Raw genomic sequence first — 15,281 nt, forward strand, 5'->3', positions numbered from 1 at the left:
CTCGTCTTCCGCTCCAAAGGGTCCACGATGGTGGGTCCGGAGATTAATTTGAGTAGCTCAGTTGGTAGAGCGGCTTATTTGTGGGGCCCCAACCCCACAAAACGCACCAAGCTGAGGGTCGCGGGTTCGACCCGACCGAAGGGAGAGCAGCGTAGCTCATCTCGTCTTCCGCTCCAAAGGGTCCACGATGGTGGGTCCGGAGATTAATTTGAGTAGCTCAGTTGGTAGAGCGGCTTATTTGTGGGGCCCCGACCTCACAAAACGCACCAAGCTGAGGGTCGCGGGTTTGACCCGACCGAAGGGAGAGCAGCGTAGCTCATCTCGTCTTCCGCTCCAAAGGGTCCACGATGGTGGGTCCGGAGATTAATTTGAGTAGCTCAGTTGGTAGAGCGGCTTATTTGTGGGGCCCCAACCCCACAAAACGCACCAAGCTGAGGGTCGCGGGTTTGACCCGACCGAAGGGAGAGCAGCGAAGCTCATCTCGTCTTCCGCTCCAAACGGAGCACTGCAACGGCAGTGTTCTGCAACTTTATTTAACAACAACCGTGTTGCCGACGTAGCTCAGGGGTAGAGCACTTCCATGGTAAGGAAGGGGTCGTGAGTTCAAATCTCACCGTTGGCTCAAGGGTAATACTTCTTCGTTCCCTCGGGTATGGAGATAGGGGCGGCCGGGGTTGCGGCCGGCACCCTGAATAAGCACCATTTTTTAATTTTTAAATAGGTTATCCTAAGATGGCTAAGGAAAAATTTGAAAGAAACAAACCCCACGTCAACGTGGGTACCATTGGTCACGTAGACCACGGCAAGACCACTCTTACCGCAGCTATCACTACCGTTCTTTCGGAGAGTGGCGGCTCGAAGAAGATGGACTACGATACCATCGACTCCGCTCCCGAAGAGAGAGAGCGTGGTATTACCATTAACACCGCCCACGTTGAGTACGAAACGGCTAACCGCCACTACGCTCACGTTGACTGCCCAGGTCACGCCGACTATGTAAAGAACATGGTAACGGGTGCTGCCCAGATGGACGGTGCTATCCTCGTAGTAGCCGCTACTGACGGCCCCATGCCTCAGACCCGTGAGCACATCCTGCTGGCCCGCCAGGTAGGTGTACCTAATATCGTGGTCTTCATGAACAAAGCTGACCTCGTCGACGACGAAGAAATGCTTGAGCTCGTTGAGATGGAAGTACGCGAACTGCTGAGCCAGTACGAGTACGACGGCGACAACGCCAGCATCATCATCGGTTCTGCCCTGAAGGCGCTCGAAGGAGACGCCGAAGGTAAGCAGCAGATCATCGACCTTATGGCCGCGGTGGATAGCGATATCCCCGAGCCCGAGCGTCTGGTCGACCAGCCCTTCCTGATGCCCGTTGAGGACGTCTTCTCCATCACCGGTCGCGGTACTGTTGCTACCGGTCGTATCGAGCGGGGTGTCATCAACGTAGGTGACAGCGTAGAGATCCTGGGTATGCAAGCCTCCGAAGCCAAGCCACTGACCTCCACCATCACTGGTGTAGAGATGTTCCGCAAACTGCTCGATCGCGGTGAAGCTGGTGACAACGCCGGTCTGCTGCTTCGCGGTATCGACAAGGAAGCCATCAAGCGCGGTATGGTCATTTGTAAGCCCGGTAGCGTTAAGCCCCACAGCCACTTCAAGTGTGAGGTTTACGTACTGTCGAAAGAAGAAGGTGGCCGTCACAAGCCCTTCTTCAACGGCTACCGTCCGCAGTTCTACTTCCGTACCACCGACGTAACCGGCGACATCAGCCTGCCCGAGAACGTAGAGATGGTAATGCCCGGTGACAACGTCACCCTGGAAGTAAAGCTCCTGAACACCATCGCCATGGAGAAAGGCCTCCGCTTCGCTATCCGCGAAGGTGGACGTACCGTAGGCGCCGGTCAGGTAACTGAAATCCTCGAGTAGTATCCTACGGGCTTCGGCCCACGGATTTACTCGTCAATGTGGAAGTTAAGCGCCCGAATGAGGGTGCTTAACTTTCTCATTTAGAAACGATGAATTTTAAGTGCGAAGTCTGAATGATGGAGTACAGCGTACAAGGGTCTGAATCTGCTCTGCAGCACCTTTTTATTTTGTCCTTCTTCCTTTAAACTTTAGACTTCCCAAACGGGTGTAGCTCAATTTGCTACGCAGCTTCTTCGAGGTGACAGAGCACTGGTCTCCAACCTCCGAAGGAAGCCGCGCAGCGAAACCAGGGGCTACAAAACCCACTGAATGTTACACACGGGTGTAGCTCAATTGGCAGAGCACTGGTCTCCAAAACCAGGGGCTGGGAGTTCGAGTCTCTCCACCCGTGCAATTTTATCGGAGGGTACGTTTTCCCTTCACATTATAACCCTCTCCTTTCTCATGGATAAGCTAGGACTATACTTACGGGAAAGCTACAATGAGCTGGTGCACAACGTGACCTGGCCACCGTACTCCACGCTCCAGACCAATACCGTCCTGGTACTGATCGGCTCTGCGGTCTTCGCACTGCTGATCCTGATGATGGACTTCGTGTGGAAGAACGTCGTAGACTTCATCTACAGCGCGGGCTAAGCATACTTCGTATACAACATGGCAGACAACAAATGGTACTCGCTGCGAGTAATCAGCGGCAAGGAAAAAAAGATCAAGGAGCGCATCGAAAAAGAGATCGAGCGCAATGACTGGGGTAGCCACGTCACCAAGATCGTCGTGCCAACCGAGAAAGTATACAAGATCCGCAGCGGGAAGAAGGTCATCTCCGACCGTAATATCCTGCCGGGTTACATTCTGGTCGAGGCCGATCCTTACGCGTTGAACGCCGAGGTGGTCGATGCCATCACCAGTCTGCCTAACGTGATCCACTTCCTCGGAAAGAGTGAACCCGTTCCGATGCGGGAATCGGAGGCTAACCGCCTCTTGGGTAAGGTCGACGAAAGCCTGGAAGCCGGTGATACGATGATCGAACCATTCATCGAAGGAGAAACCGTAAAGATCATTGACGGGCCGTTCAACGAATTCGTAGGTGATATTCAGGAGGTGAACGAAGAGAAGAAAAAACTAAAGGTGATTGTCAAAATCTTTGGCCGGGGCACAGAAGTGGAATTGAACTTCATGCAGGTCGAAAAGCAATCCTAACGAATAACATCATTCCAATCGTCGGAGGGATCCTTAACTGAATCAGGGGTTCCGCTAGTACGACACAAATAAGTCAGCATGGCTAAGGAAGTAGAAACCTTTATCAAACTACAGGTCCGCGGTGGCGCGGCCAACCCGGCTCCTCCAGTCGGTCCGGCACTTGGTGCCAAGGGTGTCAACATCATGGAGTTCTGTAAGCGCTTCAACGCCGCTACGCAGGATAACCAGGGTAAGATCCTCCCGGTAGTAATCACCGTCTACAAGGACAAGTCGTTCGACTTCGTCATCAAGACGCCCCCCGCGGCGGTTCAGCTCATGGAAGCTGCCAAGCTAAAGGGCGGTTCTAAGGAATCCAACCGGATCAAAGTAGGCAAAGTGAGCTGGGACCAGGTACGCGCGATTGCCGAGAACAAGATGCCCGACCTCAACGCCTTCACCGTCGAAAGCGGTATGAAGATGGTAGCGGGTACGGCTCGTTCCATGGGAATCACCGTAGAAGGAACCCCGCCCTGGGAAGCCTAAAACAGGCTCCCGTTCAAAACTCATTTAATCAAGTAGGGAGCATGCCGACCGGCATGCGCTATAAACCTCAAAATTTTTTCATAATGGCTAAACTTAGTAAGGCGCGCAAAGCCGCCACTGAGAAAGTCGATGCAACCAAGCAGTACAGCCTCGAGGAGGCGATGACGCTCGTCAAAGAGGTCAATACCGCGAAGTTCAATGCATCGGTTGACGTCCACGTACGTCTGGGGATCGATCCCCGTAAAGCTGACCAGGCCCTCCGCGGCACCGTCACGCTGCCCCATGGTACCGGTAAGACCAAGCGGGTACTGGCATTCGTAACTCCCGATAAGGAAAAGGAAGCACTCGACGCGGGCGCTGATTACGCCGGTCTTGACGACCTGGTAGCCCGGGTAAATGATGGCTGGACTGACTTCGACGTAGTTGTGGCTATGCCGCAGACCATGGCCAAAGTTGGTCGTCTGGGCCGGGTTCTCGGTCCACGCGGTCTCATGCCCAACCCGAAGACCGGTACGGTCACCATGGAAGTAGGCAAAGCGGTTTCCGACGTGAAGGGCGGTAAGATCGCCTTCCGGGTAGACAAATTCGGTATCATTCACAGTAGCATTGGCCGGGTAGAGTTCTCTCCTGAGCAACTGAAGGCCAACGCCGATGAATTGCTGGGTACCCTCGTTCGGATGAAGCCGAGCAGCGCCAAGGGTAACTATATGAAATCCGTCACCGTAGCGTCCACGATGAGCCCCGGCATCAAGGTCGATCCGAAGACCATCGCCTAACCGTCCAAACGAATAATCATGAATAAGACAGATAAAGCGGCGGCCATTGAATCCCTAAAGGAACGGTTCGCTAACAACGAGTACTTCTATATCGCCGATGCCTCTACGCTTTCCGTAGAGCAGGTCAACAAGCTCCGCGGAATTTGCTTCAGCAAAGGCGTAAGCATGCAGGTGGTAAAGAATACCCTTGCCCGTAAGGCCCTCGAGCAACTTCCCGAGGAAAATAATTACGCACCCCTCTTCGACGCACTGAAAGGCCCCACGGCCATCATGTTCAGCGAAGTAGGAAATGCTCCGGCCAAGGCCATCAAGGAATTCCGCGAGGAAAAGGGCGAACGCCCCATCCTGAAGGCGGCTTACATTGCTACCTCCATCTACAGCGGCGACGACCAGCTCGACGCCCTTGCGAAACTCAAGTCTCGCGATGAGGTGCTGGCCGACATCCTCACCCTTCTCCAGAGCCCGATGCAGAATCTGCTCAGCGGCCTGAAAGGACAGGGATCCAAGCTTGCCGGCGCCCTCAAAACGCTCGAGGAACGCGAACAGGCTTAAAAAGCACGGTAGTTGGAAGTACGGTAACACCGTACTGTACCAATACCGCGCTCTATTACTAACTAACTGGCTTCCAAGCTGATACGCGATACTCTTATCGTAATCACTTTTAAATACTTTTTTATTATGGCAGACGTAAAAGCAATTGCCGACTCGCTCGTAGAACTGACTATCAAGGACGTTACCGAGCTCCTGCAGATTTTGAAAGACGAACATGGCATCGAGCCCGCAGCCGCCGCAGTAGCGGTAGCTGGTGGTGGAGGTGGCGAAGCTGCCGGCGGTGCCGCAGCCGAGCAAACCGAGTTTGACGTCGTTCTGGAATCTGCCGGTGGCAGCAAGCTGAAAGTCGTGAAGGAGGTTAAGACCCTGCTGGGTCTTGGTCTGAAAGACGCAAAGGAAATGGTCGACGGTGCTCCAGCCACGATCAAGTCCGGTGTTGAGAAGGCCGAAGCCGAGAGCATCAAGGCCGCCCTCGAGGAGGCTGGTGCTACGGTTGCACTGAAGTAATTCAGTCTCCCTCCATCAGAGGATATGAGTGTGGGGCGGTGACGCTGTGTTACCGTCCCGCGCTTCTTCCTTATTTTATTAGCCTTAGCGGACAACGGTCCAGCTGGGCCATTCGCATATAAGAAATCACCTGCGGGTGAAACTTAAGCAGGGGTAGTTGTGTTGACATACTTCGCGATGCCCCATACTGCCGGTACTTTCGTCCGGCTTATATAATATATCATCCGGTCCCACTGCCACCGCGGAAGGCCAGCGACCGGTTAAACCAAGGAATGCTAATGACGTCAAACGGCCAAATTCTTAATGCCGAGGAGCAACGGGTGAGCTTCGGCAAGATTAAGCTAACCGATCATTCTCCCGATCTCTTAGAAATACAACTAAAATCTTTTCAGGAGTTCTTCCAGCTCGAAACGACCCCCGAGAACCGGGCCCACGAAGGTCTGTACCGGGTTTTCCAGGAGAATTTCCCTATTTCTGATACCAGGAACATCTTCAATCTGGAGTTCCTGGATTATTTCGTTGACCCCCCCCGGTACACAATTGAAGAGTGTATGCAGCGTGGGTTGACCTACAGCGTCCCGTTGAAGGCCAAGCTTCGGCTATCCTGTAACGACGAGGAGCACGTGGACTTCAAAACCATCGTGCAGGACGTCTTTCTGGGTAATATCCCCTACATGACCGGTAAGGGTACGTTCGTCATCAATGGTGCCGAGCGTGTTATTGTTTCCCAGCTTCACCGGAGCCCCGGTGTGTTCTTCGGTCAGAATTTCCACCCCAATGGCACGGCCATCTACTCGGCCCGCGTCATTCCCTTCAAAGGGGCGTGGATGGAATTCGCTACCGATATCAACACAGTGATGTACACGTACATCGACCGTAAAAAGAAATTCCCCGTTACCACGCTGCTGCGTGCGATTGGTTATGACTCGGATAAGTCGATTCTCGACCTGTTCGACCTGGCCGACGAGGTTGCTAACACCCGTGAGGCGCTTACCGCCGCCATCGGTCGCAAGCTCGCCGCCCGTGTACTGCGTGCCTGGACGGAAGACTTCGTCGACGAGGACACCGGCGAGCTGGTGATCCTGGAGCGGAATGAGATCATCCTGGAGCGCGACACCGTGTTGACCGAGGATAATATCGAAGACATTCTGGCCGCCGACGGCATTGAGAACATCATCCTGCAGAAGGAGGATGTTTCGATGGACTACAGCATCATCTACAACACCCTGCAGAAGGATCCTTCCAGCAGTGAGATCGAAGCGGTACAGTATATCTACCGCCAACTACGTGGTAGCGATCCACCCGACGAAGAAACCGCCCGCGGTATTATCGACAAGCTGTTCTTCAGCGACAAGCGGTACAACCTCGGTGAAGTAGGACGGTACAAGATCAACCGCAAGCTCAACGCCGGTACGGATGACGAGACGCTCGTTCTCACCAAAGAGGACATCATCGCGATCGTCAAGTACCTGGTCGGTTTGATGAACCAGCGTGCGGAGATCGACGATATCGATCACCTCAGCAACCGCCGTGTACGGACGGTAGGGGAGCAACTCTACGCTCAATTCGGTGTAGGTCTGGCCCGTATGGCCCGTACGATCCGTGAGCGGATGAACGTACGTGACAACGAGGTCTTCACGCCGATCGACCTGATCAATGCCCGGACCCTGTCCAGCGTGATCAACTCCTTCTTCGGTACGAGCCAATTGAGCCAGTTCCTCGACCAGACGAACCCGCTTTCGGAAATTACCCACAAGCGGCGGATCTCCGCTCTCGGACCTGGAGGTCTGAGTCGGGAGCGTGCCGGCTTCGAGGTACGGGACGTCCACTACAGCCACTACGGTCGCCTTTGTACGATTGAGACGCCGGAGGGACCGAATATCGGTCTGATCTCTACCCTCTGCGTACACGCCAAGGTGAACAAGATGGGCTTCCTCGAAACGCCTTACCGGGCGGTAGCGGACAGCCAGGTAGTGATGGACGGTGATCCGATTTACCTGAGCGCCGAGGGCGAAGACTTTAAGAAGATCGCCCAGGCCAATGCCACCATCGACGAGAAGGGTGCCTTTACCGGTGACCGCGTGAAAGCCCGTGACCACGGAGACTTCCCGGTACTGGAACCGTCCGAGATCGAATTCATGGACGTAGCTCCTAACCAAATTGTTGGTGTATCGGCCTCCATGATCCCCTTCCTGGAGAACGATGACGCCAACCGCGCCCTGATGGGCTCGAACATGCAGCGCCAGGCTGTACCCCTGCTCAAGCCGACCAGCCCCATCGTGGGTACCGGCCTGGAAGGGAAAGTTGCCCGGGACAGCCGCATGCTCATCAACGCCGAAGGAGCCGGTACCGTAGAGTACGTAGACGCCAACGAGATCATCGTTCGCTACGAGCGTACCGACGAAGACCGTCAGGTTTCCTTCGATGACGACACGAAAACCTACCGCCTGACCAAGTTCCTGCGGACCAACCAGGGTACCTGTATCAACCTGAAGCCGATCGTCCGTCGTGGACAGAAGGTGCGTAAAGGCGATATCCTCTGTGACGGTTACGCGACCGAGAAGGGCGAACTGGCCCTCGGACAGAACCTGAAGGTGGCTTTCATGCCCTGGAAAGGTTACAACTTCGAGGATGCTATCGTGCTGAGCCAGCGCGTTGTCCGGGAAGATATCTTCACCAGCCTCCACATCGAGCACTTCGAGCTGGACGTTCGCGATACCAAGCTGGGCGAGGAGGAACTGACCAACGATATCCCTAACGTGAGCGAAGAAGCTACGAAGGACCTCGACGAGAACGGTATCATCCGCGTCGGGGCCTGGGTCAAGGAGGGTGACATCCTCATCGGTAAGATCACGCCTAAGGGCGAGAGCGATCCGACTCCGGAAGAGAAACTACTCCGCGCCATCTTCGGTGATAAAGCCGGTGACGTGAAGGATGCCTCGCTGAAGGCCAGCCCCTCCCTGAAGGGTGTGGTTATCGGCAAGGACCTCTTCAGCCGCACCAAGAAGGAGCAGTCGCAGAAGGACGCTGAAAAGATCGAACTCCAGAATCTGGAGGACGAGCACAAGGTGAATCTCAATAACCTGAAGACCATCCTGGTCGACAAGCTGGACAAACTCGTTCGCGGTCGCGCCAGCCAGGGCGTTAATACCATCTACGGTGAAAGCGTCGTGCCGAAGGGCGAGAAATTCACTCAGAGCCTGCTGCGCGAGGTCGATTATACCACGATCGACTACAGCGGTTGGACGACCAGCGACGATCTGAACCTCCTCATTGCCCGCCTGCTGCACAACTTCAGCATCAAGGTGAACGAGGAAGTCGGTCGCTACAAGCGCGAAACCTTCAACATCAGTGTAGGAGACGAACTGCCCGCCGGTGTACTGAAGCTCGCCAAGGTCTACCTCGCCAAGAAGCGGAAGCTGAAAGTGGGTGACAAGCTTGCCGGTCGCCACGGTAACAAGGGTATCGTTAGCCGCATCGTTCGCGATGAGGACATGCCGTTCCTCGAAGACGGAACGCCGGTTGACATCATCCTGAACCCGCTCGGTGTACCGTCCCGGATGAACCTGGGGCAGATCTTCGAGACCGTTCTCGGATGGGCCGGAGAAAAACTCGGCATGAAGTTCGCTACGCCCATCTTCGATGGTGCCAGCCAGGACGAAATCGAGGAGTACATCCAGAAGGCCAGCCTGCCCAGCCTGGGCCAGGCCTACCTCTACGACGGTGAAACGGGTGACCGCTTCCACCAGCAGGCTACGGTCGGTGTGATCTACATGCTGAAGCTGAGCCACATGGTGGACGATAAGATGCACGCTCGTTCGATCGGACCTTACTCGCTCATTACGCAGCAGCCGCTGGGTGGTAAAGCGCAGTTCGGTGGTCAGCGCTTCGGCGAGATGGAGGTGTGGGCGCTCGAAGCCTTCGGTGCCTCCAACATCCTGCAGGAGCTGCTTACGATCAAGTCGGACGATATTCAGGGACGTGCCAAGGCTTACGAGGCCATCGTCAAGGGCGACAACCTGCCCGAGCCGAATATCCCCGAGTCGTTCAATGTACTGGTCCACGAGCTCCGTGGTCTGGCCCTGGACGTCAAGTTCGACTAGGTCAGGACGCTTGTCCGCCGGCGAGATCGCAACAGCGTTCCGCCGGCGGACAAGCTTCCCCCTGTTCCGAAAGCGGGATAGGGACATCTATAAAATCAAGTTTGCCGACGGAATGAGGTTTCTACCTGCGCTCCGCCGCCCAAACTACCCTATAAAATAAACTATGGCTTTTAAGAAGACTAATAACCTCCAGAAGCAGGACTTCGACGCGATCACCATTAGCCTGTCTAGCCCGGATGATATTCTGGAGCGCAGCTACGGTGAGGTGCTGAAGCCCGAGACCATCAACTACCGGAGCTATAAGCCGGAGCGTGACGGTCTTTTCTGTGAGCGGATCTTCGGCCCGGTAAAGGATTACGAGTGCTACTGTGGTAAGTACAAGCGTATCCGCTACAAGGGCATTGTCTGTGATCGCTGTGGGGTCGAAGTAACGGAAAAGAAGGTACGTCGCGAGCGTATGGGCCATATCCGGCTCGTCGTTCCGGTCGTACACATCTGGTTCTTTAAGTCGCTGCCTAACAAGATCGCTTACCTCCTGGGCTTCAGCTCGAAGCACCTGGAAAGCATTATTTATTACGAGCGCTACGTGGTCATCAACCCCGGTATCCGGGAGAGTGAGGAGATCATGCACAAGACCCTGCTGACGGAAGAGCAGTACCTCGATATCCTCGAGACCCTGCCCGCCGAAAACCAGCAGCTCGAAGATGGTCACCCCGATAAGTTCGTCGCCAAAATGGGTGCCGATGCTATCCGTGATCTGCTCGAAGGACTCAAACTGGACGAGCTAAGCTTCCAGCTGCGTCACCAGGCCAACACTGAAACGAGCCAGCAGCGGAAGAGCGAGGCCCTTAAGCGTCTTCGCGTAGTGGAAGCTTTCCGCGACGCCCAGGAAAACGTAACCAACAAGCCGGAATGGACCATCATCCAGTACCTGCCCGTCGTTCCCCCGGAACTGCGTCCGCTGGTACCCCTGGACGGCGGCCGATTCGCGTCTTCCGACCTCAACGACCTCTACCGTCGCGTTATCATCCGGAACAACCGTCTGAAGCGCCTGCTCGAGATCAAGGCTCCCGAAGTTATCCTGCGGAACGAGAAGCGGATGCTGCAGGAGGCCGTCGACAGTCTCTTTGACAACAGCCGAAAGTCCAACGCCGTAAAGGCCGAGGGTGGACGTGCACTGAAGTCACTTTCCGACATCCTGAAAGGTAAGCAGGGTCGTTTCCGTCAGAACCTGCTCGGTAAGCGTGTCGACTACTCCGGTCGTTCGGTTATCGTCGTAGGACCTACGCTGAAATTGCACGAGTGTGGTCTGCCGAAGGGTATGGCCGCCGAGCTCTTCAAGCCGTTCATCATCCGTAAGCTCATCGAGCGCGGCATCGTGAAGACGGTAAAGTCGGCCAAGAAGCTTGTCGACCGCAAAGAACCCGTAATCTGGGAAATCCTGGAGAACATCCTCCGCGGTCACCCCGTCCTGCTCAACCGGGCTCCGACGCTTCACCGTTTGTCGATCCAGGCCTTCCAGCCTAAACTGATCGAGGGTAAGGCGATCCAGCTGCACCCGCTCGTCTGTTCGGCCTTCAACGCCGACTTCGACGGTGACCAGATGGCCGTTCACGTGCCCCTCAGCCAGGCCGCTATCCTGGAAGCTCAGGTGCTGATGCTGTCGGCCCACAACATGCTCAACCCCCAGAACGGTACCCCCGTAACCCTGCCCAGCCAGGATATGGTACTCGGTCTGTACTACATCACCAAGCAGCGTCGCAGTGAAGGCGACATCAAGGTGAAGGGTGAAGGCCGCAAGTTCTACAGCGCCGAGGAGGTGATGATCGGCTACAACGAAGGCAAAGTGGACCTGCACGCCGTCATCCACTGCCGCGTTCCGATGGAACAGGAGGATGGCAGCCTGAAGCAGCAGCTCATCGAGACCACCACCGGTCGCGTGATGTTCAACTCCGCCGTACCGGAAGGCATGCCTTTCCAGAACGTACTGCTGACGAAGAAGAACCTCAAACTGGTTATCGCCGATATCCTGGAGCGTTCCAACTTCGCCGTCACGGCCACCTTCCTCGACAAGATCAAGGATATGGGCTTCACCTGGGCGTTCAAGGGCGGACTGTCCTTCAACCTCGGTGACCTCATCTCTCCCTCGGTCAAGCAGGATGTCCTCGACCAGGCGCGTTCCGAAGTGGACGACGTGATGGACAACTTTAACATGGGTCTGATTACCAATAACGAGCGGTACAACCAGATCATCGACAAGTGGACATACGCTGACAACCAGATCACCAACACCCTCATGCAGGAGTTGGCCACGCACAAGCAGGGCTTTAACTCGGTCTATATGATGTTGGATAGCGGTGCTCGTGGTTCGACCCAGCAGATCAAGCAGTTGTGTGGTCTGCGTGGATTGATGGCCAAGCCGAAGAAATCGAACGATAGCGGCCCGGCCGTTATCGAGAACCCGATCCTGTCCAACTTCGTAGACGGACTGTCGGTACTCGAGTACTTCATCTCTACGCACGGTGCCCGTAAGGGTCTAGCCGATACGGCGCTGAAAACGGCTGACGCCGGTTACCTGACCCGCCGTCTGGTAGACGTCGCCCAGGATGTAGTGGTCATGGAAAATGACTGTGAAACCCTCCGCGGTATCGACACCTCGGCGCTGAAGGAGAATGATAAAGTAGTCGAAAGTCTGAGCAGCCGGATCGCCGGTCGCTTCGCCCTGCATGAAATCACCCACCCGGTAACGGACGAGGTGATCGTGAAGGCCGACGAATATATCAGTGACCGCGCCGCCAAATACATCGACGACGAAGGCATCGAAGAGGTGACCATTCGTTCCGTCCTGACCTGTGAGGTCAAGCGGGGTGTCTGTGCCAAGTGCTACGGTAAGAACCTCGCCACGGGCCGTCAGGCGGAGATCGGTGATGCCGTCGGTATCATCGCCGCTCAGTCGATCGGTGAGCCAGGTACGCAGCTTACCCTCCGGACGTTTCACGTCGGTGGTATTGCTTCCGTTACCCGGCAGGAAAGCGAGCTGACCTCTAAGTTCAACGGTAAGGTTGTCTTTGACGGCGTCCGCATCGTGACCGCCGAGAACGATATGGGCGACAAGCAAGACGTTGTGCTGTCCCGTTCCGGTGAGATCAAGATCGTCGATCCGGAGACCAGCAAGGTTTACGCTACGCACCACCTCCCCTACGGTGGTACGATCCACGTGAAGGATGGCGACACCATCAAAAAAGGCCACGTCATCGTTGAATGGGACCCCTACAACGCGGTGATCATCTCTGAATTCAAGGGTACGGCCCGCTTCTCGGACATCGAGGAGGGCGTTACCTTCCGCACCGAGCGGGACGACCAGACCGGCTTCGAAGAGAAGGTGGTCATCGAAACCCGTGACCGGAAGAAGATCCCGACCATCGCCATCCTGAGCAAGGACGGTGAGGAACTGCGGAGCTACAACCTGCCGGTAGGTGCCTACATCAGCATCGAAGACGGTGCCGACGTAGTCGTTGGTGAGAAAATTGTCAAGATCCCCCGGAAGCTGGGTAAGATCGCGGATATCACCGGTGGTCTGCCACGGGTAACGGAGCTTTTCGAAGCGCGTAACCCCAGCAACCCGGCTGTAGTATCCGAGATCGACGGCGTAGTCACCTTCAGCAAGAAGATCAAGCGCGGTAACCGTGAGTTGATCGTCGAGGCGAAGGACGGACAAAAGCGCAAGTACCTGATCAACCTGAGCAAGCACATTCTGGTCCAGGACCAGGATTTCGTTCGGGCCGGTATGCCGCTCTCCGACGGTGCCATCGCTCCCCGCGATATTCTCGACATCAAAGGCCCCTTCGCCGTACAGACCCACCTGGTCAACGGCGTACAGGAAGTCTACCGTTCGCAGGGTATCACGATCAACAACAAGCACATCGAAGCCATCGTCCGTCAGATGATGCGTCGCGTGCAGATCGTGGACAGCGGCGATACCAGCTTCCTCGAAGGAGAAGCCGTCGAGCGCTACGAATTCTTCGAGCAGAACGACTGGATCTTCGATAAGAAGGTCATCACCGACGCCGGAGAAAGCGAGAAGCTCAAGGAAGGACAGATCGTCACCATGCGTCAGGTACGTGAGGAGAACAGCTACCTGAAGCGGAACGATCTCAAGAGCGTAGCCTTCCGCGACGCGCAGGCTGCTACCAGCTTCCCGCTGCTGCAGGGTATCACCAAGTCGAGCCTCGGTACGCCGAGCTGGATCAGTGCCGCCTCCTTCCAGGAGACGACCAAGGTCCTCTCCACCGCTGCCATCGCCGCCAAGCGTGACTACCTCGAAGGACTTAAGGAGAACGTTATTGTCGGTAAGCGGATCCCCGCCGGTACCGGTATGCGTCGCTACGATCGCCTGTTCGTTACCACCAAGGAACAGCAGGAAGCCTGGGAGGCCCGTCAGGCCGCCTTCGCCGAGGAAGAAGCCGCCGCCCGCGCCGCCGAAGAAGCCGAACTGGCTTCCGAAGAACCCGCGGAATAACCGATTCACAATCAGATTAGTAACGCCCCGCCGGACATTCCGGCGGGGCGTTTTATTATTACGGCATGATCTACGTACATCTCGGGCTTCCGGAGGAAGAAGCGACTTACCTGCGCAACCAAGTCAACGACGACCAGCTCCGGTTTGGGGACGAACTAGCAGAAGACGAGCGGGAAAGCCAATGTAGACAAGCGGAAATCATCCTCGGTAACCCACCCCCCGCGTGGATCCGCGACAGTTCCTCGCTGCGGTGGTTGCAACTATCTTCCGCCGGGTTCGGGCAGTACACCGGCTGGGCCGGGCAGGAGCTGCCCTTCACCATCACGAACTGCGCGGAGATATTTGGGATCCCGGTAGCGGAGACGGCGCTGGCCGGGGTCCTTTCACTCCTCCGCTTCATCCCCACTTTTGTAACCGACCGGCAGGAGGCCAAGTGGCGGGGAGCGGCCGTCCGTTCGCAGCTCGGAACGCTGACCGGAAAGCGGGTACTGATCCTGGGCCCCGGATCCATCGGGGGAAGCTTCCGAAAGCTGCTGGCCGGCTTCAACTGCCGGGTAGAGACCATGGGCAATCGATCCAGGGCCGACTTCTATACCCTCGGCGAATTGGACGACCGGTTGCCCGAAGCCGACGTTGTGATGGCCGCGCTGCCGGATACGGAGGTTACAAAGGGTATGTTTGACGCCGCCAGGATTCAGCGCATGTCGTCGACGTGCATATTTGTCAACGTCGGGCGCGGCAGCCTGGTCGATGAGGCCGCGCTGATCGAGCGCCTGCGTGCGGATGAACTCGGAGGCGCCGTACTGGATGTCACTCGCCATGAACCGCTGCCCCCGGGTGACCCGCTTTGGCAGGCCCCGCGGACCATTTTGACACAGCATAGCGGCGGCGGAGCGCAGGATGAACACCGCCGAATCGTCGATCGCTTTCTCGACAACCTGGAACATTTTAAGGCCGGACGGGAACTCGATTACCAGGTCGACTTAGCGCGCGGCTACTAGGCGAAAGGCCAGCCAATTTGCCGATCCCAGTTGTTCCTAGCCGGAATTGTGAAAACCTGGATAAAGCATGTGAATAAGCGCAAGCCGAGCGAAAATCGGACAGCATACCTTATCGCCTGTAATCCATTCGGCTATGTTCAGGTGCTCCAGTTCCCCCATTATCTCATCGCGT

Annotated in this window: 10 protein-coding genes and 2 tRNA genes; all 12 read left to right on the forward strand. The window is 56.1% G+C overall.

What is annotated here, in order from left to right:
• Nucleotides 1-550: 550 nt before the first annotated feature.
• The 12 genes from DRW39_RS00005 to DRW39_RS00060 all read left to right on the forward strand — a co-directional run bounded on the left by DRW39_RS00005 (nucleotide 551) and on the right by DRW39_RS00060 (nucleotide 15,109).
• Nucleotides 551-622 (forward strand) — tRNA-Thr (locus DRW39_RS00005).
• A gap of 110 nt (nucleotides 623-732) precedes the next feature.
• Entirely contained in the window at nucleotides 733-1,929 is a 1,197-nt protein-coding gene (tuf, locus tag DRW39_RS00010) for an elongation factor Tu (protein ID WP_116104951.1), read from the forward strand.
• 318 nt (nucleotides 1,930-2,247) lie between these two features.
• Nucleotides 2,248-2,320, forward strand: a tRNA-Trp gene (locus tag DRW39_RS00015).
• Nucleotides 2,321-2,373: 53 nt separating this feature from the next.
• On the forward strand, nucleotides 2,374-2,565 hold the full coding sequence (gene secE / locus DRW39_RS00020; RefSeq protein ID WP_116104952.1) for a preprotein translocase subunit SecE: 192 nt from the start codon (nucleotides 2,374-2,376) through the stop codon (nucleotides 2,563-2,565).
• 18 nt (nucleotides 2,566-2,583) lie between these two features.
• The gene (nusG, locus tag DRW39_RS00025; RefSeq protein ID WP_104420361.1) at nucleotides 2,584-3,129 is read left to right on the forward strand and encodes a transcription termination/antitermination protein NusG; all 546 of its coding nucleotides are present in this window, start codon (nucleotides 2,584-2,586) and stop codon (nucleotides 3,127-3,129) included.
• 78 nt (nucleotides 3,130-3,207) lie between these two features.
• Nucleotides 3,208-3,651: a 50S ribosomal protein L11 gene (gene rplK / locus DRW39_RS00030; protein ID WP_116104953.1), complete on the forward strand. Its 444-nt coding sequence runs from the start codon at nucleotides 3,208-3,210 to the stop codon at nucleotides 3,649-3,651.
• 83 nt (nucleotides 3,652-3,734) lie between these two features.
• Nucleotides 3,735-4,427 (forward strand): 50S ribosomal protein L1, encoded by a 693-nt coding sequence (rplA, locus tag DRW39_RS00035; RefSeq protein WP_116104954.1) that lies wholly within the window; start codon nucleotides 3,735-3,737, stop codon nucleotides 4,425-4,427.
• 18 nt (nucleotides 4,428-4,445) lie between these two features.
• A complete protein-coding gene (gene rplJ / locus DRW39_RS00040) occupies nucleotides 4,446-4,979 on the forward strand; it encodes a 50S ribosomal protein L10 (RefSeq protein WP_116104955.1) in 534 nt (177 codons plus the stop codon).
• A 126-nt stretch (nucleotides 4,980-5,105) separates the two neighbouring features.
• Nucleotides 5,106-5,486, forward strand: coding sequence for a 50S ribosomal protein L7/L12 (gene rplL / locus DRW39_RS00045; RefSeq protein ID WP_116104956.1), 381 nt, complete (start codon nucleotides 5,106-5,108; stop codon nucleotides 5,484-5,486).
• Nucleotides 5,487-5,764: 278 nt separating this feature from the next.
• Nucleotides 5,765-9,589 carry a DNA-directed RNA polymerase subunit beta gene (gene rpoB / locus DRW39_RS00050; RefSeq protein ID WP_116104957.1) on the forward strand — a complete coding sequence of 1,275 codons (3,825 nt, stop codon included), beginning with the start codon at nucleotides 5,765-5,767 and terminating at the stop codon, nucleotides 9,587-9,589.
• Between the two features lie 163 nt (nucleotides 9,590-9,752).
• Nucleotides 9,753-14,108 carry a DNA-directed RNA polymerase subunit beta' gene (rpoC, locus tag DRW39_RS00055; RefSeq protein ID WP_116104958.1) on the forward strand — a complete coding sequence of 1,452 codons (4,356 nt, stop codon included), beginning with the start codon at nucleotides 9,753-9,755 and terminating at the stop codon, nucleotides 14,106-14,108.
• 65 nt (nucleotides 14,109-14,173) lie between these two features.
• A complete protein-coding gene (locus DRW39_RS00060; RefSeq protein ID WP_116104959.1) occupies nucleotides 14,174-15,109 on the forward strand; it encodes a D-2-hydroxyacid dehydrogenase in 936 nt (311 codons plus the stop codon).
• The last annotated feature ends 172 nt before the right edge of the window (nucleotides 15,110-15,281 follow it).

The organism is Lewinella sp. IMCC34191 (assembly GCF_003390935.1).
GTDB lineage: Bacteria > Bacteroidota > Bacteroidia > Chitinophagales > Saprospiraceae > Neolewinella.